This window comes from uncultured Oscillibacter sp. (assembly GCF_910579365.1).
In the GTDB taxonomy this organism is placed as follows: domain Bacteria; phylum Bacillota; class Clostridia; order Oscillospirales; family Oscillospiraceae; genus Oscillibacter.
Map to the genome: position 1 here is coordinate 1 of NZ_CAJTUX010000016.1, position 21,985 is coordinate 21,985.

The window sequence follows — 21,985 nt, forward strand, 5'->3', positions numbered from 1 at the left end:
TTAATGAGACCACATGAAGGAGAACGAACATGGATGACCTGTTTGACGGCCTGGAACCAATCCCGGACGAGGGAATTTCGCCTCACCGGGCGGAGCCGGAAAAACCGGAACCCGAGAAGCCGGCGGAGGGCTCCCCTATCCTGGCCCGGATTCAGGACACCAGGCCCCGGCGTCTGGACGGCGGCAGAACCGTCCTGCGGCCCAGTCTCCCCTATGACAATACTTCCCGCATGATGAGCTGCTTTTTGGACCTGTACATTGGCGCGCGGTACGCTCCCGCCCCCTCCCGGCCCGGCTGCATCTGTCACGCCACTGTCATCTACGGTACCGTCAGCCTGACGGCGGAGGGGCAAATCTTCCAGCTTCTGGAGCGGGACGCCATCCGCTTTGCGGCGGACCAGCCCTATCACTTTGAAAACATGTTCAGCGGAACCGGACGGCTGCTCTTGGAATACCAGTATCTGCGGGGACACGATGGGACATCCTGAGTATGCGCCTCTCTTTTTCTGTAAGGTGCTATTGCTTTACTATAACTGATATAGAAAGTCCTCAGCGTCAATAAACGCTGAGGACTTTTTCCTATGCGGCGGACCTTAGCGGAGGTATTTCCCCACCCGCTGAGACAGCAGCGCCGCCAAGGCCAGTTTTGCCAGGTCCGGGATCAGGAAGGGGAACACACAATATCCCAAAGCCGTCAAAACTCCCATGGGCTTCCCCATCTGGGCGTAGAGAGTCAAATACCAGATGGTGCCAAAGGCGTAGCAGGTTGCCATTCCCAATATGCTGGCGGCTATCTTCACCGGCAGGGTCTCCCCCAATTTGGCGGTCATCAGCCAGTAGAGCAAAGCCGTGAAGAAGAAGCCCAGGATGTATCCGCCAGTGGCCCCCAGCAGCACGCTCAAGCCTCCCCGAAAATTGCTGAACACCGGCGCGCCGACAGCTCCAAGCAGCAGATATGCGGCAACGGCATAGGTTCCCCGCTTTCCTCCCAAGGAAAAGAGCGCCGCAAAAATGGCAAAGGTCTGCATGGTAAATTGGACAAACGGCGCGGGAACAGGCACGGATACCCAGGCGCAGACCGCCATCAAAACAGTGAACAGGGCGACGAGCGTCAGGTCCTTGGTCCGCAGCTGGGACGCAGTTTTTTCAGGCATAAATCGTTTCCTCCTTTTGTTTCCTGGCTCTGAGCATACCGCAATCCTTTCTGATTGTCAACCTATTTTTTTGATTTCAGTTTACAAGTTTCTCGAAATTCAAGGGGCATGTTCCGCACACCCCTTGAATCTCATGGAAACAACGCTCAAACTTCCGTATGCTCACACAACTCCCGTACCTTGGCTTGAATCGACTTCATATCCTCAAACGTGGCCGGACGCTTATGGACATCCCGCAGCAGCGCCGCAGGATGGTAAATGGCTGTGATCTGCACTCCGTTCCGCTCAAACCACTGGCCGTGCTCCTGTGTAATGCGGAAATCATTTTTGATGATGGATTTAGCGGCGATGCGGCCCAGGCAGACAATGATCTTGGGGCGCAGCAGCGCCGTCTGCCGCCGGAGCCAGTCAATGCAGGCGTCCTGCTCTACGCCGAGAGGGTCCCGGTTCTCGGGCGGACGGCATTTGACAATATTGGCAATATACACCTTGGTCCGGTCCAGATGGACCATCTCCAGCATCTCATCCAGCAGTTTTCCTGCCCGGCCCACAAAGGGCTTTCCCTGCTCGTCCTCGTGCTGTCCGGGGCCCTCGCCGATCAAAAGAATTTCCGCGTCCTCTGCTCCATCGCCGAAAACCACGTTATTCCGGCGTTCCGCAAGGGAACACGCTTTACAGCTTAAACACTCCGCTCTCAGGCTTTCCCAAGTATCCATCTTGGTTCCCTCCTATTCGTTCGGTTTCGACTATTGTAGCATGAAAAAACTGGCGGTGCAAGAGGCGGATATCGTTTCCGTCTGTGGGGAGACTGAGGCGGGAGATGATGAAAATGGCCTCTTGGCTTTGGTACTTCTGGATTTACAGTTTCCTTGGCTGGATTGTGGAGCGGTTTTTCGCCGCCGTCACGCAGGCGGAGGACCAGCGGCGGCGCTGTCTGCTGTGCCTGCCCCTGTGTCCGGTATACGGTTTGGGAATGCTGGCGGTACTGGCCCTGCCACCTATGGGCTGGAGCGCGCTGGCCATTCTGGGCGGTATGGTGGCCACTGCGGTGGAATACGCCTATCACTGGAGCTGCGAACGCTTTTTGAACATCCGCTTCTGGGATTATACCGGGGTCCCAGGCAATCTGCAAGGCCGGGTCTGCCTGCCGTTTACCTTGGCCTGGGGGCTGCTGACGGCTCTAGCGGTCCGCTTGGTCCAGCCGGGAGCGGCGATGCTGGCGGCCAGAATCCCTCCGGCGCTGACGTATGTTTTTCTCCTGGTCTTTACCGCCGACCTGGTCTGCTCTTTTTGGTTCCTCCGGGTCACGGGAGATGTCAAGGGCATGCGGGCTGTAAGGGTCCTTTAGACGCTTACGGCCACGCTTCCGTGATTTCGGAACCCTCCATGGCATCCAAAAGGGAGTTAACTCCGTGCCGCTGGCACATAAAATCCCCACTTTTTTCACGACAGTATTTCTACTTTACACAACTTGAAATAGATAGAATTTTAGGTAATTTGTCTCTTCCACACCCCAGAGAATCGGGTGATCGCAGCTCTGCTGCCGGACCTCGATCTGCCGCAGGCGCACCCCGGCGTCCTGCGCCGCCGCATGAAGCATGGCGGCAAACTTTGCCTCCTCCGCAAAGTGGGAACAGGAACAGGTAGCCAGGTAGCCTCCCCTCGGAAGCAGCTTCATCGCCCGATAGTTGATCTGCTTGTATCCGGCCATGGCCCTTGCCGCCGTTTTTCGGGACTTGGTGAAAGCCGGCGGGTCCAGAATGATGAAGTCATACTTCGCCGGCTCCTTCTCCAGCGCCGGAAGCAGATCAAAGACGTTGGCGGCGGCACAGTCCATGACAGAATGAAGGCCGTTTCGCTCCGCATTGGCGCGGGCCATCTCCACCGCTGTCTCGGAAACATCCACAGCGGTGACATGCTTCGCGCCGCCCAGAGCCGCGTTCAAGGCAAAGGAGCCGGTATGGGTAAAGCAGTCCAGCACCGTTCTGCCCTTCGCCAGCCGGCCGACTGCCCGGCGGTTATACTTTTGGTCCAGGAAAAACCCGGTTTTCTGCCCGTTTTCCACATCCACCAAGTACCGTATGCCATTTTCCACGATCTCCGTCACAGGGGTTTCCAGCAATGTCTCTCCCGGAAGAGGAAACCAGGCCTTATACTGCGGCAGCCCCTCTTTGTCCCGCAGGGCCGCGTCGTTCCGCTCGTAGACACCTCGAATTTCATGCCCGTCCTCCCGCAGAATGCGTACCAGCAGGGGCAGCAGCCGGTCCTTGACCTTCTCCATGCCCACGGAAAGCACCTGCACGCTAAGAAGGTCGTGGAACTTGTCCACCGTCAGACCGGGGAACATATCCGCCTCTCCGAACACCACCCGGCAGGCGTCCAGGTCCTCCGGCGCCATGACGGTTTTGCGGTATTCCCAGGCCCAGCGAAGTTTTCGCTCCCAAAAGGCGTCATCAAAGCGGTCGTTGGCATTGCGGGAGAGAAGACGGACCCGAATTTTGGATTTTTCAGACCAAAAGCCGGTGCCCAAGTACTGACCCTTTCTGCCCAGGACATCCGTCAGGCCGCCGTTTTCCGGCGTCCCATCTGCGGCTGAAACCTCGGCGTCATAGACCCAGGGATGTCCCCGGAGAATCGCGGCCTCTGCCTTGGGCGTGACGGTGACGCTGGGATACGCGCGTTCTGTTTTCATGGGGCAAGCCCTCCCATTGGCATTTTTTCTCTTCACTATAGCACACTTTTCTCCGAATTTCCATAGGATTCTATAAGAAGGAGGAATGACTATGCCTATCATTTATCTGAGCCCGTCGACGCAGGAGTGGAACGCCTATGTCACCGGCAGCGGCTCTGAGGAATACAACATGAACCTGCTGGCGGACGCCCTGATTCCCTACTTGCTTTCCAACGGCATTCAATATAAGCGCAACCGCCCGGAAATGACCGCCGGGTCCTCCATTCGGGAGGCCAACCAGGGCAATTACGACCTCTACCTCGCCCTGCATTCCAACGGCGCGCCGGAGGGGCACTACGGCGAGGAGCGGGGCATCATCGCCTTTTATTACCCCGGCAGCCGCCAGGGGCAGCGGGCGGCGGAGCTGATTGCCCAGGAGCTGCGGAAAATCTACCCCCTGCCCAATCAGGTCACCACCCGTCCCACCACCACCCTGGGCGAGGTGGCCCAGTCCAACGCGCCGGCGGTGCTGGTGGAAATCGGTTATCATGACAATTATTCCGACGCCATCTGGCTGGAGGGCCACTGGGACGCCATCGCCCAGCAGCTGGCCAGGGCCCTCACCGAATTTTTCGGTCTGCCCTTTATCTATCCCAAGGACCCTGTGGGCGGCACGGTGTCCCTCAGCTATGGCACGCTGAATCTCAGGAGCTATCCCTCCCCCACCGGAACCATCATCGCGAACCTGCCAAACGGAGCCTCTGTCACCATCTACGGCGAATGGCAGGGCTGGTATGTGGTCCATTACGGGGACTATGTCGGCTATGCCGCCGCCGCGTATATCGACACGTAAACAAGCCGCTCCCCGCCTCAAGTCTGCCGATCTTTTGATACCCTGCCAAATATTTCTTGCAATTTCGCCGCCGGTTTGATGTTTTTGCTTGACAGCGGTCCAGTAAAAGTTTAAACTAAATATAGATTGCCGTCGGAGGGCAAAGGGGTGCCCTTCGGTTGTTTTCTAAAACCATCCCCGTTGCGCGGGGCCCGTCTTTGGAAACCGGCAATATGCCCAACGGCGAAAACCCTTCCGCCCACCGCAGACAAACGCCCCCCATTTGGGGCGCGGGCGGAACGCAAGGACCCGCAGATCCCCATGTCAGATAGCCGCCGGAGGCCATACCGTCCGGCGGACATCCCATGCCCTTGGAGGGAATTTCCTCCGCCGTACGGGCGTGTTGACGGTTTTGAAACGGACTCCGCCGCAATACCGAAATGAAATGGAGGAATCAGAAGCCGTGGTTCAACTCATCATCACCGCTCTTTGCGGTTTTGTGGTTGGCGGCGCGATCTGCTTCCCGCTCGGTATTCGCTACCGGAAGAACGTCTCGGAACGAGAAATCTCCAGCGCGGAAGAAGAGGGAAAGCGCATTGTCAACGAGGCCATCAAAAGCGCGGAATCCAAGAAGCGCGAGGCTTTGCTGGAAGCCAAGGAAGAGATTTTGAAAAACCGCAGCGAGTACGAAAAGGAAGTCAAGGAACGCCGGGCCGACCTTCAGCGGCAGGAAAACCGCCTGCAGCAGAAGGAGGAAAACCTCGACCGGAAAATCGAAGCCGTCGAGAAGAAGGAAGAGTCCCTGACCCAGAAGCACACCGCCATCGATAAGGAGACCGAGGAGATCAAACTTGTCAAGCGCGGACAGACCGAAATGCTGGAGCGCATCTCCGGCTTCACCACCGAGGAGGCAAAGCAGTACCTCATCGACCAGGTGGAGTCCGAGGTCACCCACGAGACCGCCCTCAAGATCAAAGAGGTGGAGTCCCGGATGAAAGAGGAGTGCGACGCCCGGGCTCGAGAGATCGTGGCCCAGGCCATCCAGCGCTGCGCCGCCGACCAGGTGGCGGACATGACCGTCAGTGTGGTTCCCCTGCCCAATGACGAAATGAAAGGCCGGATCATCGGCCGGGAAGGCCGCAACATCCGCACCATCGAAACCCTCACCGGCGTGGACCTCATCATTGACGACACGCCGGAGGCCATCACCGTCTCCTGTTTTGAGCCGGTGCGCCGAGAGATCGCCCGGCTGGCCCTGGAAAAGCTCATTTCCGACGGACGCATTCACCCCACTCACATTGAGGAAATGGTGGAAAAGGCCCGCCGGGAGGTGGACGTCACCATCAAATCCGAAGGCGAGCGCGTCACCTTTGAATGCGGCATCCGCAGTCTTCACCCGGAGCTGGTAAAGATGCTGGGCCGCCTCCACTACCGCACCAGCTATGGGCAGAACGTCCTCCAGCACTCCGTGGAGGTCAGCCACATCGCCGGCATGATGGCGGCGGAGCTGGGTGTGGACGTGCAGGCCGCCAAGCGGGCGGGACTCCTGCACGATCTGGGCAAATCCGTGGACCACGAGATGGAGGGTACGCATGTGGCTCTGGGCGTGGAGTTCGCCCGGAAGTACAAGGAGCGCGAGGAGATCATCCACGCCATTGAGGCCCACCACAACGATGTGGAGCCCAGGACCATCGTCGCCTGCCTGGTTCAGGCTGCGGACGCGATTTCCGCCGCCCGGCCCGGCGCCCGCCGCGAGAACCTGGAGAACTACATCAAGCGCCTGGAACAGCTGGAAACCATCACCGGCTCCTATCCCGGCGTGGACAAGGCCTTTGCCATTCAGGCTGGCCGGGAGGTCCGGGTCATGGTGAAGCCCGAACAGGTATCCGAGGACCAGATGGTCATTCTGGCCCGGGACTTGGCCAAGAAGATCGAGGAAGAGATGGAATACCCCGGTCAGATCAAGGTCCATGTCCTGCGGGAGACCAAAGTGGTCGAATACGCGAAATAACCGTCCTTCCCAACGGACTGGGAAGGCACAAAACGCAGGGAACAGAAAGCGGCAGTGAACGCATCACAGCCGCTTTCTGTCTTTTTTATGAAACGGAAAGAAAGGACGTCATCTCTATGAGCATTCAAAACCTCCTCAATACCCAAGTCTGCGCGGAAAACCGGCGCTTCCCTTCCGGGCGGAGCAACCCAGAGGGGCCTTCCTTCCAGGAGCAGCTGGCTCAGACCTCCCCCGCCCTCCCGGATACGCCGATCCACCTCCGTATGCCCGGCGAAAACACCGTATACTCCGCCAGCGTATGGGGCCAGAACACCGCCCGACAGGAGGTTTACGCCGAATATACAGCGGACTGCACCGCTGGGGATCCCATTGTCCGCATCACCGGCACGTCGGACAGCGGTCCCTACGACATGGTCTGCCATATCAACAACATTGACCCCTCCTCCGCCTCCTATGCGGAGCTTGCCGCGCTGTATGGGCATCTTGTGAAAACCGGCGCATACCAAAGCGTTCTGGACGGCGTTCATAAGCCCGGCGTGCTTCCCCACACGATGGAGTATCGCGGCGACGTCACGCAGAAGCACAATTTCCTCCGTGACATCGAAGAAAGCCTGGAAAATCAGTTCGAACACCTTCCCACCGCCGTCACCGGAGCTCAGGAACTGCTTGCGCTGTACCAAAGCTATGCCTCCGGAAACAAAACCTCCGTCTCCAGAAGCGCTTCTTCCCTCGATCACACCCGTTTTATGAAGGAGGACATCGCGACCGTTTTGTACGACGCCAAGCTCTCCATGCTGGACCGGATGAAGAAGAGCAAGGACAAGAAGGAAGAGCGTGAGGAATGGGAGAAGCTTATGAAGCAACTGGACGCCTGGATCGAAAGCCTGCGGGAGGAAGCCGACATCGAAAAGATTGCCCGGGCCTACGCCGACCTCAAGGCCAAAGAGGCGGACGAAAAGGCCGGAAGAAAGGACCTGGCCGACCACATTCTGGACAAGCTGACGGAGCGCCTCGTCCATTGACACATCATGGAACATCCCCTGCGGCACACAAACCGCAGGGGATGTTTCAGCATGGTGAATACCCGGACCGCATCCCCCAATAGACGCTGGCACACAGCGCTGGAAACAGCCACAGACTTCCCCCGGTCCGCCATATAACATAGGCGATACCTGCCGCCAGCGCCGACGCCGCGACGGCTCCTGTCCAGTGTGCCGCCCGCTCTCCCGCCGCCGGCCCCGCCAGCCAGGAGACCAGCAGATACAGCGCCCGTCCCCCGTCCAGGGGGCGGATGGGCAGAAGGTTAAAGAGGCACAGCACCAGATTGGCCCCTATGGCGGCAGGGCAATGGCCCCCGCCCCAGACCGCCAGCGCCGACGCCGCCAGCAGATTCGCGGCGGGACCCGCCAGTACCGCCGCCAGCTCTCCGCCATAGGAAAGCCGCCCGCTGTTCGTCTCCAAAACCGCCCCCAGGGCGCTGAGGCAAAAGCCTGTCACCTTCGCTCCAAGGCTCCGGAGAACAATCCAGTGCCCCAGCTCGTGGACGGCGGCGGCGGCCAGAACAATGGCCAGGGGTTCCCAGCCGTTGGCCAGGAAAAACCAGGCGGTCAGCAGCATGAAACCGCCTGTCACCCTACAGGGAGGAAACATAGTAAATGGGATTCAAATAAGCGCCGTCCCGCTGGAGCTCAAAGTGGAGATGGGGGCCGGTGGCCATTCCGGTCTCTCCCACCTCGGCAATCTTCTCCCCCCGCTTTACCGCCGCGCCGGAGCTGACTGTTACCCGGCTGCAATGGGCGTAGAGGGTGGAACAGCCGCCTTCATGGGCAACAATGCAGTACCGTCCATAGCTGCTGCTCTCTCCCACCGCAGTCACGGTTCCGTCGGCGAAACAGCGCACCTCCGTCCCGGTGTCCGCCGCCAGGTCCACGCCGTAGTGGAACCGCTCCTCCCCCTCCGTCGGATGTTCCCGATAGCCAAAGTCGGAGCTCAGCGTTCCCGCCACCGGCGCGCAGTAATCAAAACCGAGAATAACCTGCTCCATATTGACCCCCTCTGGGAGATTCTCCTGGGAGTAAAGCACGTACGCAAGATTGGAGGCTGCCTCCGGATCCTCCGGCGTCCCGGCCGGCGGCGCCTCCTCCCCGCTCCTTCGGTAGTTCCTCAGAGTGTCCATCGCCGCGCCGTCCTGAAATCCCGGAGTCCGGTATGCCGTCTTCAGCAGACCCGATTCCTTCTGTACGGAATCCGCCGTCGGAGAGGCCGCTTCCGACTGGGGACGGAAGACGGCCTGATAGACCTCCTCCACACCTCCGCCCGCCTCCCCGGAGAAGGCCCGGCCCACGGCGGAGAATACCGCCTGGACGTCCATGTTCTGCTCCATGGCGGCTGCCAGCTTTTCGTTAAACCCCTCCATCTTTGCCGGAAGCAGCAGCTTTGCCGCCACCAGGGCCACAAAGATACCGCCGCAGGCCACCAACTGCAGCAGCAGCCGCAGGTCTTTCGGCGTCAAGGGTTCGTTTTTTTTGCGTCGGGCCCCGCTTCGAACACTTTGCTGCCGGCGCATGGCGCTGATCCGCCGCCCGGTCTGCCGTGAGGTCATGTCCATCCCTCCCCTGATTCGGAAATCTTTTTCGGTGCATTTTATGCGCTTCCCGCCGTAAAAATGCCGGTGAATTCCGAATATGGCTTTTTCATAAAGAGCCGTCCGGTTATCTTTATGAGAAATCAGCAAAAATATGAAAAAAAAACCTTGCTTTTTGGAGCTTTCCCTGTTAGAATATAGGTCTGTACGGTAGGAGTTTTCCTGCCCGCATGAAATCAACGGCCAAAGGAGGTGTTTGGTTTGCCGAATATCAAGTCTGCCAAGAAGCGCGTTCTCATCGGAAAGGTGAGGAACGCCCGCAACAAGGCCACGAAGTCCGATCTCAAGACTGCGATTAAGAAGTTCGAGGCCGCCGCGGCGGAGGGCAATCGCACCGATGCCGATGGCGCTTACAAGGTTGCGGTGAAGAAGGTCGATCAGGCTGTGGCGAAGGGTGTTCTCCACAAGAACGCGGCCGCTCACAAGAAGAGCGCCATGACCCTGAAGCTCAATCGGATCGGTTGACGATCCCCACATAGCTCCGCTTGCGGGGCATTGACGCTTCCGTGTGAATGCCCGGAGGCCGTCAGGCCAAAAGGGCATCCGTTCGGATGTCCTTTTTGTTTTTTGCAGGAGGTTTCCCATGCCCATCTTTGACACGCACGCCCATTACGACTCCGGCGGCTTTCACGCCGACCGGGACACCGTCCTCTCCTCCCTGCCCGCCGCCGGAGTCGGGCTGGTGGTGGACCCCGGCTGCGAGCTGGAGAGCTCCCGGGCCGCCGTTGCCCTGGCAGAGCGGTATTCCTTTGTGTACGCCGCCGCCGGCATTCATCCCTCCGACTGCGCCGGGACCGGCGAGGCGGAATTCTCCGCCCTTCAGAAACTCTGCGCCCACGAAAAGGTGGTGGCCGTAGGGGAAATCGGCCTGGATTACTATTGGAAGGATAACCCCCCTAAGGAATTTCAGCAGATGGTTTTCCGGCGGCAGATCGAGCTGGCGCTGGAATGGGACCTTCCCGTCATCGTCCACGATCGGGAGGCCCATGGGGATTCCCTCTCCATCGCATTGGACTATCCGGAGGTCCGGGGCGTGTTCCACTGCTTTTCCGGCAGCCCGGAGATGGCCCAGGAACTGCTCCGGCGCGGCTGGTATCTGGGGTTTGACGGGCCCATCACCTACAAAAACGCCCAGAAGGCCCCCGAAGTGGCCGCCGTCACGCCTTTGGACCGGATTTTGGTGGAGACGGACTCCCCCTATCTCTCCCCGGTTCCCCTCCGGGGAAAGCGGAATGACAGCCGGAACCTGCCGTATATCATCGAACGATTGGCGGAATGGAAGGGCGTGTCCCCGGAGGAGATGACCCAAATCACCTGGGAAAACGGTCTCCGGCTATTTTCCAAAATCAGACTGTAGAAAGAGAGGCGCCCTATCATGTATGAGACGCAAACGGCTGTTTTGCATTGCCCCTGCAGGGAATTTCCCCCCATGGCGAATTCTGCTCCCATCATGACGGCCTACCAGGAGGCTTGGAGGCGGGCAGGCTGGGAGGACGCTCCACAGCCGGGCGTTCTGCAGCGGCTTTTTATGAAATCCCAAGCACAGCCAAAGCGTTTTCTCCCCGTTCTCATCGCCGTTGGAGAAGACTCCCCCTTGGAGGGATTCCAATGGCTGAACGGAGAAACGCCGGAGGAACGCAGGCAACGGTTTTTGTCCCAGCCTGTGGAAGACGGCGGGGCCTTTCTCGCCCAGCTTACCGCACAGCACAAGGAATCTGCGGCGGAGGACGGCTGGGATTGGCCCGGCGAAGAGGTCCTGGGCCCCATGGAGGGCGGCGAGGCGATTGACCGCTTCCTGGGCATTTCGGATTTCCACGGGAAAACCATTCCTTTGGTATTGGCGGAAATCCCGGTGGAACACCCCTGGGAGGTCTTCGCCTATATCCCCTTCGGCGGCTGGAATGAATGCCCCAGCGACGAAGAGCAGATGGCCGCCGCCAAATACTGGTTTGAAACGTACAAAGCCGTCCCGGCAGTGATTACCCGGGACGTGCTGGAATACAGTCTCCCCGCCCCGGTGGGACGGGAGAAGGCCATGGACCTGGCTCTGGAGCAGTACGCCTTCTGCCCGGACATCGTGGACCAGGGCTGTGAGTCCGTGGGATATCTGGCGGATTCCCTGGCCAAGTCCACCAAATGGTATTTCTGGTGGGACTGACCTTCTTTTTCTCGAGAGAAAACGTAGGCAAAAAGAGCTTTCGCTCGCTCTGCACGTCTGGAGGTCAAGCAGACCGAAGCGACGGCGACGTGGGAATTGCCTTGACGTGGATAACCTGAACTGGAAAGCGGAGGTATATGAAAAAACGACTTCTTTTGCTTCCCGCGCTCTTCACGCTGGCGACACTGGCCGGATGCGGAATTTTCGCTTCGGAGAAACCGGAAATCCTGCTGGACAAGCCTCCTGCCGTGGAAGAACCCCTCTCCCTGCCGGAATCCCGGCGGCTGGAACCTATCTCCGTCCCCGCCATTGTAACGGAGGGACGGGAACCGGCGGAGGATTACGACCTGCCGCCCTCGCTGGCAGACCCGCGATATAACGCGCAGGGCTGGATTCACGGCGGTGTAGTGGGCTTTTTAGCGGAAGCGCCGGAAGCTGATGCCGCCTTTTACGCCGCCCCCTATCAGCCCAATGGGGAGAGCCCCGCCCTCGTTCGCTGGGGAGACTGTCTGGCGGAGTTCGACTGGAACTTCCTTACGCCCCGAACAATCTTACCCAGAATGGACTGCTTCGATGTGGACGGCGACTGGGAGGATGAGCTGATCGTCATTTGCTATGTTGGTAGCGGAACCGGCGTCTCTGTTGAGGAACTGCATATTCTGGAGAAGGGCCCGGACGGAACTCTGACCGCCTATACCTTCCCCGAAAACCTCTGGCAAGAGGAAGTTCCCAAGCTCTTTGACGCCGCCGAACTCAACGGACGGACCTTCGCCATGCTGGGCCATGAGCTGGTGGAAATCGACGGTGAGAACCTGGACTTGGAGTCGGCTTCCTCCGGCATGATCGCTGGGTTTCATACAGAGGACTGGGGAGGTCTCCAGTTCCAGGGCGCTTTCGCCCTGTGCCGCGAGAACAGCGCCGCCCCTTGCTATGCGGCAGAGACTTCCGCCCAAGTCCTCTATCAGAACGGCATATTTACCCTGCAAGATTTTCACCTTTACAGCTATTACCAATAAAGGAGTATCCGCTATGGAAAAGGGTTTTACCATCACCTATGAGTACGGGGAGAACCTGTACGTCAACACCACGAACCGCTGCAATTTCAACTGCGAGTTCTGCCTCCGGCACAACGGACACGGCGGCAGTATTTACACCCATAACCTGTGGCTGGAGCGGGAGCCCACCCGGGAGGAAATCCTGGCGGATATCGAAAGCCGGGACCTCACCCACTACAAGCAGCTGGTGTTCTGCGGCTTCGGCGAGCCCAGTTACCGTATCGACGACATCTGCTGGGTCATCGATCAGCTGAAGTCCAAGGGGAAAAAGCCCTTTACCCGCATGGACACCAACGGAACGGGAAATCTGATTCATAGCCGGAACATCGCTCCGGAATTTCAGGGACGGTTTGATATGGTCTCCATCTCCCTGAACACCGATACGGCGGAGAAGTACGACCGCTTATGCCACCCGGTGCAGACCGGAGCGTATGAGGCCATGAAATCCTTCGCCAAGGATCTCCGGCAGTATGTGCCTACCGTGATGATGACGGTGGTGGACACCATCCCGAAAGAGGAGATCGAAAACTGCCGGAAAATCTGCGAGGAGGAAATCGGCGCGGTTTATCGGGTGCGGGAATATATCGAAGACTAAAGAAAGAAGGGATTGACTATGCACGTATTTGGTTTGCTTGGCTCTCTAATCATGGGCGCTCTGGTGGGTTGGATCGCCGGAAAGCTGATGGACGCCGAGGGCAGCCTTCTCCGCAACATCCTGATTGGCATCGTGGGCTCCGCCGTAGGCGGAACGGTTTTTGGACTCCTGGGCTTTTATGCCCATGGCTGGATCGCGAATCTGATCGTCAGCGTCGCGGGCGCTTGCCTTTTCATCTGGCTCGGGCGAAAGCTCTTCCAATAACCGCTCGCGTTTGAAAACGAGAGGAACCCCTCCTGGGTTCCTCTCGTAACTCTTTTCCTTCCCGTTGCGTCAACCTTCTGCGTTTTCTAACACACTGAGGCCTTTCACTTTTAAGTGAAAGGCCTCTTTCCTTTACAGCATTTGCAGCAACTCGATTTGCTCTCCGGAAGGTCCCGTGAAAAACCAGTTCTGCAAGCCCCCAAAGAGGTTTGGCAAAACTTTCTTCTCCGGCGTCAAAAAAGTATCCACACCGGCGTCCCGAACCGCCTTGGCAGCGGCATCCAGGTCGTCTACCAAAAGGGCAAAATGCGGAACGTTCCCCTCACCCATGGGCATGACCCCAGCGCTCTGAATCAGCTCCAGCGTAACGCCTCCGAAAAATACCAACGCCAGCTTTTTCTCCCCCTCCGGAGTGGGTACGCTGCCCCGGTCCTTCACCTCGCCGCCCAGCTTCTCATAAAACGCGACGCTCTCCTCTATGTCCCTTGTATAAATGGCCACATGGCCTAATCCCTGAATGTATTTCCGCATGCTGATCTCTCCCCAATAGCCAAAGAGGGACCCGAAGGCCCCTCTTTGTAAATTCCAAAAGCTGTGTTGCCGCCGCTCCGGCCCGGTTAATCACCAGACAGCCAGAGCGCGCCAAAGCTCTTTTCGGTTCCTTTTCTCTCGAGAAAAAGAACTCAGCACTTCTCGAAAACAGTGGCAACGCCCATGCCGCCGCCGATGCAGAGGGTGGCCAGGCCCTTCTTGGCCTCGGGGCGCTTCTGCATCTCATGGAGCAGGGTGACGATGATCCGCGCGCCGGAAGCGCCCACGGGGTGGCCCAGGGCAATGGCGCCGCCGTTGACATTCAGCTTGGCAGAGTCAAAGCCCAGCTCACGGCCCACGGCGATGGACTGCGCGGCAAAAGCCTCGTTGGCCTCGATAAGGTCGATGTCGTCAATGGTCACGCCGGCCTTGGCCATGGCCTGACGGGAGGCGGGCACGGGGCCCACGCCCATGATCTTCGGGTCCACGCCGCCCTGGCCCCAGCCGATGAGCTTCGCCATGGGCTTCAGGCCGTACTTCTCCACGGCCTCGCCGGAGGCCAGGATGATGGCGGCGGCGCCGTCGTTGATGCCGGAGGCGTTGGCGGCAGTAACACGCTGCTGGCCCTTATCCTCGGTCTCCTTCTTGCCGGTGACCTCGAAGGTGTGAACCACTTCCGGATTGGGGGACTCGGGGCCCACGGGGAACGCGCCCCGGAGCTTGGCAATGCCCTCGGCGGTCACGCCGGCCTTGGGGAATTCGTCGACCTTGAAGTCCACAACCTGCTTCTTCACCTTCACGGGGACGGGGACGATCTCCGCCTCAAACTTGCCGGCGGCCTGAGCGGCCTCGGTCTTCTGCTGGGAGGCAGCGGCGAACTCGTCCTGCTCCTGACGGCTGATGCCCCAGATATCGTTGATGTTCTCCGCGGTGGTACCCATGTGATAGTTGTTGTACGCGTCCCACAGACCGTCCTTAATCATGGTGTCCACCAGCTTCTTGTCGCCCATGCGGGCGCCCCAGCGGGCATCCAGGGAGGCGAAGGGAGCGGAGCTCATATTCTCAGTGCCGCCGCAGACCACCACATCCGCGTCGCCGGCGAGGATGGAACGGGCGCCCTCAATGAGAGACTTCATGCCGGAGCCGCAGACCATGCCCACGGTGTAAGCGGGAACAGAATAGGGGATGCCGGCCTTGATGGAGACCTGACGGGCCACGTTCTGACCCTGAGCGGCGGTGAGGATGCAGCCGAACATGACCTCATCCACGTTCTCCGGCTTCACACCGGCGCGATTCAAGGCTTCCTTGACCACGATCGCGCCCAGCTCCGCAGCAGGAGTGTTCTTCAGACTGCCGCCAAAGGAGCCGATGGCGGTACGGCAGCAGTTCACAACATAAAGATCTTTCATGATGTTCCTCCGTTTTGTAATATTTTGGCAGCGCACGGGCCGCCGTGGATACAGCAGACAAGGCGGGCGGCACCGATTGCTAATTTTTTGACAAGCTGGTGTCCGCCTTTCTCTGTGTATCATTATAGAGAGTTTTTTCCTTTTCGTCAATGGCCTTTCGTCAGGTTCTACAGTTTCGTTAAAACTTTGACAAAATGATAAGCGTTTTCGTCAAGGTGACGAAAATCCGGCCGGGGCAGAATTTTCCCCAGCCGGATTCCGCATTTCACCGGCGCGGACTTCTAGCTCTCCCCTGCCCGCAACGCTTCCAGGGCCTCGTCAAAGGCGGCGGCGCTCAGACTGTCGTAAGAGGGTGTGGTCTGAACCAGAGCCGCCTGGGCGGCGCTTTCCAACAGCTGGTCGAAGGCGTCCCCCGCCAGGGCGGCGGAGGCGGTCTCCAGACGGCGGAGGATGGAAAAGCCCTCCTCCGACTCCAGAATGCCGGAATACTGCCCCTCCTCCAAAGCTCTGGCCGCCTCCTCCAGAGCCGGAGGCAGCGTTCCATCCCCCGGCAGGAGCGTCCGGGGCCCCGCCGCGTCGTCTCCCTCCCCCGCCAGAGCAGAAAAGGCCGCCGCCTGATCCTCCGCGCTGTTCAGCTGGGAAAAAACCTCCGCCGCCCGCTGGCGGGCCGCCTCCCGGTCCTCTCCCGCGCCGATGAAGATCCGGTCCACCGTCAGACTGTCCACAGTATCCAGAAGGCCGGACAGCTCGCTGCCCTCGGTGAGGCAGAGCTCATAGAGCTTGGCGTAGAGCATCCCCACCTCCGTCAGTTCCTCCGCCCGGAGACGGTCCAGCCCTAGGTCCGCCAGCTCTTCGATGTAGGCCTCTTCCCCGCCGCGGGCCGCCGCCTGCTCCTCCCAGGTCTGCGCCAAGGCGGCCCGCTCCTTCTCGCTGAGGACACAGCCGTAACGTTCCGCCCAATTCTCCACCGTGGCGTAGAGCGCCGTGTTGGCCAACGCCTGGTCCTTGGCATAATCCCCCAGAGTGCCGCCGGTCACCGGCGTTCTCCAATCCAGAGACAGTCCGGAATCCTTGTACTTCTCCCGGACCTGGTCACAGGTAAAGGCCAGCCAGTACAAATACCGCCACGCCGGAATTTCCCGGCCGTCCACCGTCAGCAATATGGTCTCCTCACCCAATTTTGACGCCCGGCCCAGCAGGGAGGCCGGTTCCTCCTCCCGGAGGGAACAGGCGCTGAGCCCCAGGCAAAGAGCCAGCGCCAGCGCTGCGATTCGCTTCTTCATCTCTCCCACTCCTCCCAAAAAGGTTGTCCGCAGACAGTATATGAACCTGAGAAGGCAGGATATGACAGCGGGGAGAGCCAGATTCCGGCTCTCCCCGCTGTTTTGTCATTCGTGAATCTGAAGTTTCAAATCCTCTACCAGTTCCATGGCGCTCTCCAGGGCGTCCGCGCCGGGCTTCAGCTTCAGCGTCAGGGCCGGGGCCTCCCCGGCGGCCACCGTCAAACGCTGGCGGTACTTGTTCAGCCCGCAGACTTTCACCACCGCCTCGGGCCGGAAGAGGGCCAGCTGGAAGCGGAGGACATCCCGCTTCTGGGTAATGTCCGATACTCCAGCCTTGGCCGCCGCCGCCCGGAGGAGGGCCACGTCCAGCAGAGCCAGCACCGGCTTGGGCGCCTCGCCATAGCGGTCCAGCAGCTCGTCCAGAAGGTCCGAGGCGTCGTCGTTGCTGCGGATGGCGGCAATGCGGCGGTAAAGGTCCATCCTCTGCTCCGGAGAGGTGACATAGCGCTCCGGAATATTGGCATTGACGGTCAGGTCCGCGGAGCACTCGGTCTCAATCTGGCGTTCCTCGCCCCGCTCCTCCAGCACCGCCTCTTCCAGGAGCTTCAGATAGAGGTCGTATCCCACGCTCATGAGATACCCGGACTGCTCCGGCCCCAGGAGATTCCCCGCTCCCCGAATTTCCAAGTCCCGCATGGCGATGCGGAAGCCGGAGCCGAATTCCACGTACTCCCGGATGGCAGAAAGGCGCTTGGACGCAATCTCCTGAAGCACTTTCCCCTTCCGGAAGGTCAAGTAGGCGTATGCCCGCCGGGCGCTGCGGCCAATACGGCCCCGGATTTGGTGCAGCTGGGCCAGGCCCATTCTGTCCGCGTCCTCAATAATCAGGGTGTTGACATTGGAGATATCAATGCCGGTTTCAATAATGGTGGTGCAGACCAGCACGTCCGCTTCCCCGTTCACCATGGCCTGCATGACGGCGGACAGCTCCTGCTCGCTCATCTTGCCGTGGCCGGTGACCACCCGGACCTCCGGCCCCAGCAGCTTTTGAATGCGGGAGGCGGTGAGGTCAATGCTCTCCACCCGGTTATGGAGGTAGTAAATCTGCCCGCCCCGGCTGAGCTCCTTCCGCATAGCGTCCTCCAAAATGGCCCAATCGTGTTCCAGCACATAGGTCTGGACCGGCTGGCGGTCCGCCGGAGGCTCTTCAATGGCAGACATGTCCCGCAGGCCCGAGAGAGCCATGTTCAGCGTCCGGGGAATGGGCGTCGCCGAAAGCGTCAGCACGTCCACCTGACGGCTCATTTCCTTCAGCCGCTCCTTATGGCTGACGCCAAAGCGCTGCTCCTCGTCAATGATGAGCAGACCCAGGTCCTTGAACTCCATGTCCTTTTGCAGCAGCTTGTGGGTGCCAATCAAGAGGTCCACCCGGCCTGTCCGGGCGGCCTCCAAAATGCGCTTGACCTCCTTGGGCGCGGTGAAGCGGGAAAGGACCTCGATCTTCACCGGAAAATCCCGGAAACGGCCCATGGCCGTGGCGTAGTGCTGCTGGGCCAGAACCGTGGTGGGCACCAGTATGGCGGCCTGCTTCCCATCCAGCACGCACTTCATCACCGCCCGGAGGGCGACCTCCGTTTTTCCATAGCCCACGTCGCCGCAAAGAAGGCGGTCCATGGGCCGGGGACACTCCATATCCTTCTTGATCTCCGCGATGGCACGGAGCTGGTCGTCCGTCTCCGCGTAGGGGAAGGCCTCTTCAAACTCCCTCTGCCATGTGGAATCCTGGGAGAACGCGAACCCGGGACAGCGCTGGCGCTCCGCGTAAAGCTTTGTGAGTCCCTTCGCCAGGTCCTTGACCGCCTTCTTCGCCCTGGTCTTCTGCTTGGCCCACTCCGTGCCGCCCAGCTTGTTCAGCTTCTGACGGTGTTCGCTCTCCTCCCCGCCGCCGATGTATTTGCTGACCATGTCCAGTTGGGTGGCGGGGACGTAGAGGCAGTCTCCTCCGGCGTAGTCAATCTTGATATAATCCTTCTCCACGCCGTCCACCGGCATCCGCTGAATGCCCGCAAAGCGTCCCACGCCGTGATGCACATGGACCACCAGGTCGCCGGGCTTCAGGTCCGTGTAGGATTGTATCTTCTGCCGGTTGGAGTCCTTTTTCAGCCGGGCCCGCTTCCGGACCGGAGCGGTGAGCTGCCCCTCGGTCAGCACGGCCAGCCGGAGAGACGGCCACTCGCATCCGGCGGACAGAGCCCCCACGGCAATCCGTACTTCTCCAGAGACTGGCATGGCGGTTCCCTTTACATCTAAAGCGGCGGAAATGCCCCGCTCCGTCAGGAGATGATGCAGATTTCTGGCCCGGGTTTCCCCGGCGCAGAGCAGCAGAACCGCGCTGCCGTTGGTACGGTACTGCTCCAGGTCCGTGACAGCGGTTTCCAGACTGCCGCCGTAAGAGCTGAGCTGCCGGGCGCTGACGCTCAGCAGCCCCCGGGGCGGAAAGGGATAGCGGGAGGTAGGCAGGGCGTTGGCCATGATGACGGGAAACTCCTCCAGCGCGGCATACAGCTCCTCGGCAGAGAGAAGCAGCTTGGCCCACTCACCCGCCAGAATGCCCGCCTCCATCAATGCCTCAATGTCCTGCCGGTTTTGGAGCAGCGCGCCCTTCACCCGTTCGTCCACCCGGCCGCTTTCACAGAGAAAGACCACCGCGTCCTTCGGCAGGTAGTGGACGCCTGCCGTGGTTTTTGGATAGACGGCGGCGAGATAGCGGTCCATACCTTCGGGGACCGAGCCGTTTTTCAGCCGCTCCCCGTCCTCCCGGAGCCGGTCCACCGCTGCGGCCCCCTTCTTCTCCAGCTTGGCCGCCAGGGACAGCAGCTTTGTCCCAAGGCCCTCCAGTCCTCCTTCCGCCTGCCGGGGCAGCACTTCCGCCGCCGGAAGAAGCAAGGCGGATTCCATGTTTACCGTCCGTCTCTGGGTACCGGGATCAAAAGCGCCCATGGAGTCGATTTCATCGTCAAAAAACTCGCAGCGCACCGGCTGTTCCATCAGCGGAGAAAAAACATCCAATATGCCTCCCCGAAGGGCGAACTGCCCCACGCCCTCCACCTGCTGGCAGCGGACATACCCGGCGGAGAGCAGACGGTCCGTCAGAGCCTTCAGGTCCAGACGGTCTCCCGTTTTCAGGGTAATGGACAGCGTGTTCAGCAGCGCGGGCGGAAGGGTTCGGGCCATCAGCGCGTCGGCAGTGGTCACCACCGCCTGCGGTGCTCCCTGAGAAAGGGCGTACAGGGCCGCCAGACGTCCCCGCTCCCAATCCCTGGAGGTCACGGCTCCCGGCCGGATCTGCCACTCACGGGCAAGCAGCATCACCGGCGGTCCGCCCAGCAGCGTGTCCAGGTCCCCCGCCAGCTGGCGGGCCTCTCCCTCGTCGCCGCAGACGAATACCGCCGGACGGCCCGCAGCCCGCGCCAGGGCGGCTCCGAAACACGCCCGATGGACAGGCTGAAGGCCGGTGACTGCGGCGGGACAGCCGCCGTCCTCTATGCGGCGGAGGAGTTCCCCGGTCTCCGGAAGCGTCATTAACGTTTTCAAGAACTGTTTCATAGCTGATTCCTATCCCCAAAATTCCCCGGTGCTTTTAGGGCCTGTTTACATAAGACAGGCCCTAATTGAAGTCGTTCATAGCCTTTCCGCAGCCGTGCTCAATCACGCATTCCGCCGCCCGAATCGCCCGCCGGAAGGAGTCCAGCAAGATTTCCCGCTCTTTTTGGGAGGGCACTCCAATCACCCAATCGATCATATCGCCCCCCTCGCCCGGAGCCCCGGCGCCGATCTTGATCCGGGGAAACGCCTGGGTCCCCAGGTGAGCGATGATGTTTTTAATCCCGTTGTGCCCTCCGGCGGAACCCTCGGGACGGACCCGCAGCTTTCCCACCGGAAGAGACACGTCATCGTAAATCACCAGAATCCGCTCCGGCGGGATTTTATAGAACTGCGCCGCCTCCCGGACCGCTTCGCCGGAGAGATTCATATAGGTCTGAGGCTTCATCACAAGGCACCGGGCCCCGGCAAATTCCATCAGATTATATGCGGACTTGAATTTCACCTTGTTCAGCTTTACGCCTGTTTCCTCCGCCAGCAGCTCCACCGTAAGAAACCCCATGTTATGGCGGGTATGTTCATACTTCCGGCCCGGATTTCCCAGGCCCGCGATCAGCCACTCCACAGAGGAGCCCTTGTTTCCCAGCAACATGATCCCTCTCGCCTTTCAAAAATGATCTGGACAACCCATTTAGGCGGGAAAGTCACCCTTCCCCGCCTTATATGGCTTTATGGATATGGACGTTTTTCCGCCTCAGCGGAACAGTTTGGAGATGGAAACCTCCTGATAAATCCGCTCAATGGCCTCGCAGAACATGGGGGCCACGGAGAGATACTTGATCTTTCCGCTCAGCTCCGGTTTGATGGCTGGAATGGTATCCAGCAGGGCCAGCTCCTGAATGGGACTGGCGTTAATCCGGTCGATAGCCGGTCCGGAGAGGACGCCGTGAGAAGCGCAGGCATGAACGCTGTGGGCCCCGTTGTCCACCAGCGCCTGCGCGGCGTTGCAGAGTGACCCGCCGGTGTCCACCAGGTCATCAAAGAGGATGCAGCTCTTGCCCTCCACCTCGCCGATTACGTTCATGACCTCACACTGATTGGCCCGCTGGCGGCGCTTATCCACAATAGCCAGCTGCATATGCAGCTTCTGCGCAAAGGCCCGGGCGCGGGATACGGAGCCCACATCTGGAGACACTACCACCATGTCCTCACAAGCGGAGCCGAATTTCTTGGCGTAGTAGTCCACAAAGATCGGATTGCCCGCCAGATTGTCCACCGGGATGTCAAAGAAGCCCTGAATCTGGGCCGCATGAAGGTCCATGGTCAGCACCCGGTCCGCTCCGGCGGCCGTGATCATATTGGCCACCAGCTTGGCGGTGATGGGGTCCCGGGCCTTGGCTTTGCGGTCCTGCCGGGCATAGCCGTAATAGGGCATCACGGCCGTGATGCGGCCGGCGGAGGCCCGCTTCAGCGCGTCAATGATAATGAGGAGTTCCATCAGGTTGTTGTTAACCGGGCTGCAGGTGGGCTGAACCACGAACACGTCGCTGCCCCGGACGGTCTCATACAGGGAGACAAACGCCTCGCCGTCGGAAAAGGCGCCGACCTCGGCCTCTCCCAGCTTCGTCCCCATCTGCGCGCAGATTTCCTTTGCCAGCTTCAGGTTTGCGTTGCCGGAAAACACCTTGATATCTTTCCCGTGTGAAATCATATCCAAAACGCTCTCTTTCCATGATCGTCACGCGATCATATTATTTATTGTCCTGCGGCGGACT

22 protein-coding genes are annotated in these 21,985 nt (G+C 59.9%); 11 read left to right on the forward strand and 11 right to left on the reverse strand.

Annotation, left to right across the window (positions count from 1 at the left end):
* The first annotated feature begins 29 nt into the window (after positions 1-29).
* Positions 30-488, forward strand: a complete 459-nt coding sequence (locus QZ329_RS06120) for a cupin domain-containing protein (protein ID WP_295749664.1) — start codon at positions 30-32, stop codon at positions 486-488.
* A gap of 105 nt (positions 489-593) precedes the next feature.
* Here QZ329_RS06120 and QZ329_RS06125 read toward each other — a convergent pair whose 3' ends face one another.
* Together QZ329_RS06125 and QZ329_RS06130 are read right to left on the reverse strand one after the other, a co-directional pair.
* Entirely contained in the window at positions 594-1,154 is a 561-nt protein-coding gene (locus QZ329_RS06125) for a biotin transporter BioY (RefSeq protein WP_295749667.1), read from the reverse strand.
* 146 nt (positions 1,155-1,300) lie between these two features.
* On the reverse strand, positions 1,301-1,870 hold the full coding sequence (locus tag QZ329_RS06130; RefSeq protein ID WP_295749670.1) for a uracil-DNA glycosylase: 570 nt from the start codon (positions 1,868-1,870) through the stop codon (positions 1,301-1,303).
* A 113-nt stretch (positions 1,871-1,983) separates the two neighbouring features.
* Between QZ329_RS06130 and QZ329_RS06135 the strand changes: the two genes are divergently transcribed.
* A complete protein-coding gene (locus QZ329_RS06135; protein ID WP_295749673.1) occupies positions 1,984-2,502 on the forward strand; it encodes a putative ABC transporter permease in 519 nt (172 codons plus the stop codon).
* Positions 2,503-2,616: 114 nt separating this feature from the next.
* Here QZ329_RS06135 and QZ329_RS06140 read toward each other — a convergent pair whose 3' ends face one another.
* The gene (locus tag QZ329_RS06140; protein ID WP_295749676.1) at positions 2,617-3,846 is read right to left on the reverse strand and encodes a class I SAM-dependent rRNA methyltransferase; all 1,230 of its coding nucleotides are present in this window, start codon (positions 3,844-3,846) and stop codon (positions 2,617-2,619) included.
* Between the two features lie 91 nt (positions 3,847-3,937).
* Here QZ329_RS06140 and QZ329_RS06145 point away from each other — a divergent pair, with 91 nt between their 5' ends.
* The 3 genes from QZ329_RS06145 (at position 3,938) to QZ329_RS06155 (ending at position 7,690) form a co-directional block, all read left to right on the forward strand.
* Positions 3,938-4,678, forward strand: coding sequence for an N-acetylmuramoyl-L-alanine amidase (locus tag QZ329_RS06145; protein WP_295749678.1), 741 nt, complete (start codon positions 3,938-3,940; stop codon positions 4,676-4,678).
* Between the two features lie 424 nt (positions 4,679-5,102).
* Positions 5,103-6,668, forward strand: a complete 1,566-nt coding sequence (gene rny, locus QZ329_RS06150; protein ID WP_295749681.1) for a ribonuclease Y — start codon at positions 5,103-5,105, stop codon at positions 6,666-6,668.
* 116 nt (positions 6,669-6,784) lie between these two features.
* On the forward strand, positions 6,785-7,690 hold the full coding sequence (locus tag QZ329_RS06155; protein ID WP_295749685.1) for a hypothetical protein: 906 nt from the start codon (positions 6,785-6,787) through the stop codon (positions 7,688-7,690).
* Between the two features lie 46 nt (positions 7,691-7,736).
* Here QZ329_RS06155 and QZ329_RS06160 read toward each other — a convergent pair whose 3' ends face one another.
* Both QZ329_RS06160 and QZ329_RS06165 read right to left on the reverse strand, forming a co-directional pair.
* A complete protein-coding gene (locus QZ329_RS06160) occupies positions 7,737-8,285 on the reverse strand; it encodes a hypothetical protein (protein ID WP_295749688.1) in 549 nt (182 codons plus the stop codon).
* A 16-nt stretch (positions 8,286-8,301) separates the two neighbouring features.
* Positions 8,302-9,270, reverse strand: coding sequence for a M23 family metallopeptidase (locus QZ329_RS06165; protein WP_295749691.1), 969 nt, complete (start codon positions 9,268-9,270; stop codon positions 8,302-8,304).
* A gap of 243 nt (positions 9,271-9,513) precedes the next feature.
* On the opposite strand from QZ329_RS06165, the gene rpsT reads away from it, so the two are divergent.
* The 6 genes from rpsT (at position 9,514) to QZ329_RS06195 (ending at position 13,384) form a co-directional block, all read left to right on the forward strand.
* On the forward strand, positions 9,514-9,777 hold the full coding sequence (rpsT, locus tag QZ329_RS06170) for a 30S ribosomal protein S20 (RefSeq protein WP_295749694.1): 264 nt from the start codon (positions 9,514-9,516) through the stop codon (positions 9,775-9,777).
* A 118-nt stretch (positions 9,778-9,895) separates the two neighbouring features.
* On the forward strand, positions 9,896-10,669 hold the full coding sequence (locus tag QZ329_RS06175; RefSeq protein ID WP_295749697.1) for a TatD family hydrolase: 774 nt from the start codon (positions 9,896-9,898) through the stop codon (positions 10,667-10,669).
* 237 nt (positions 10,670-10,906) lie between these two features.
* Complete coding sequence (locus tag QZ329_RS06180) at positions 10,907-11,470, forward strand: DUF4253 domain-containing protein (protein WP_295749700.1); 564 nt, start codon at positions 10,907-10,909, stop codon at positions 11,468-11,470.
* A gap of 137 nt (positions 11,471-11,607) precedes the next feature.
* Positions 11,608-12,486, forward strand: coding sequence for a hypothetical protein (locus tag QZ329_RS06185; RefSeq protein WP_295749703.1), 879 nt, complete (start codon positions 11,608-11,610; stop codon positions 12,484-12,486).
* A 13-nt stretch (positions 12,487-12,499) separates the two neighbouring features.
* The gene (locus QZ329_RS06190; protein ID WP_295749706.1) at positions 12,500-13,120 is read left to right on the forward strand and encodes a TatD family nuclease-associated radical SAM protein; all 621 of its coding nucleotides are present in this window, start codon (positions 12,500-12,502) and stop codon (positions 13,118-13,120) included.
* An 18-nt stretch (positions 13,121-13,138) separates the two neighbouring features.
* Entirely contained in the window at positions 13,139-13,384 is a 246-nt protein-coding gene (locus tag QZ329_RS06195; RefSeq protein WP_295749709.1) for a GlsB/YeaQ/YmgE family stress response membrane protein, read from the forward strand.
* Positions 13,385-13,516: 132 nt separating this feature from the next.
* On the opposite strand, the gene QZ329_RS06200 is transcribed toward QZ329_RS06195, so the two are convergent.
* The 6 genes from QZ329_RS06200 to QZ329_RS06225 form a co-directional block, all read right to left on the reverse strand.
* Positions 13,517-13,915: a VOC family protein gene (locus tag QZ329_RS06200; protein WP_295749711.1), complete on the reverse strand. Its 399-nt coding sequence runs from the start codon at positions 13,913-13,915 to the stop codon at positions 13,517-13,519.
* 152 nt (positions 13,916-14,067) lie between these two features.
* The gene (locus QZ329_RS06205; RefSeq protein ID WP_295749714.1) at positions 14,068-15,324 is read right to left on the reverse strand and encodes an acetyl-CoA C-acetyltransferase; all 1,257 of its coding nucleotides are present in this window, start codon (positions 15,322-15,324) and stop codon (positions 14,068-14,070) included.
* Between the two features lie 281 nt (positions 15,325-15,605).
* Complete coding sequence (locus QZ329_RS06210; protein ID WP_295749716.1) at positions 15,606-16,607, reverse strand: peptidylprolyl isomerase; 1,002 nt, start codon at positions 16,605-16,607, stop codon at positions 15,606-15,608.
* A gap of 105 nt (positions 16,608-16,712) precedes the next feature.
* Entirely contained in the window at positions 16,713-20,213 is a 3,501-nt protein-coding gene (gene mfd / locus QZ329_RS06215) for a transcription-repair coupling factor (RefSeq protein WP_295749719.1), read from the reverse strand.
* A gap of 61 nt (positions 20,214-20,274) precedes the next feature.
* A complete protein-coding gene (gene pth / locus QZ329_RS06220; protein WP_295749722.1) occupies positions 20,275-20,862 on the reverse strand; it encodes an aminoacyl-tRNA hydrolase in 588 nt (195 codons plus the stop codon).
* A 102-nt stretch (positions 20,863-20,964) separates the two neighbouring features.
* Positions 20,965-21,921 carry a ribose-phosphate pyrophosphokinase gene (locus QZ329_RS06225; protein WP_295749792.1) on the reverse strand — a complete coding sequence of 319 codons (957 nt, stop codon included), beginning with the start codon at positions 21,919-21,921 and terminating at the stop codon, positions 20,965-20,967.
* Between the last annotated feature and the right edge of the window lie 64 nt (positions 21,922-21,985).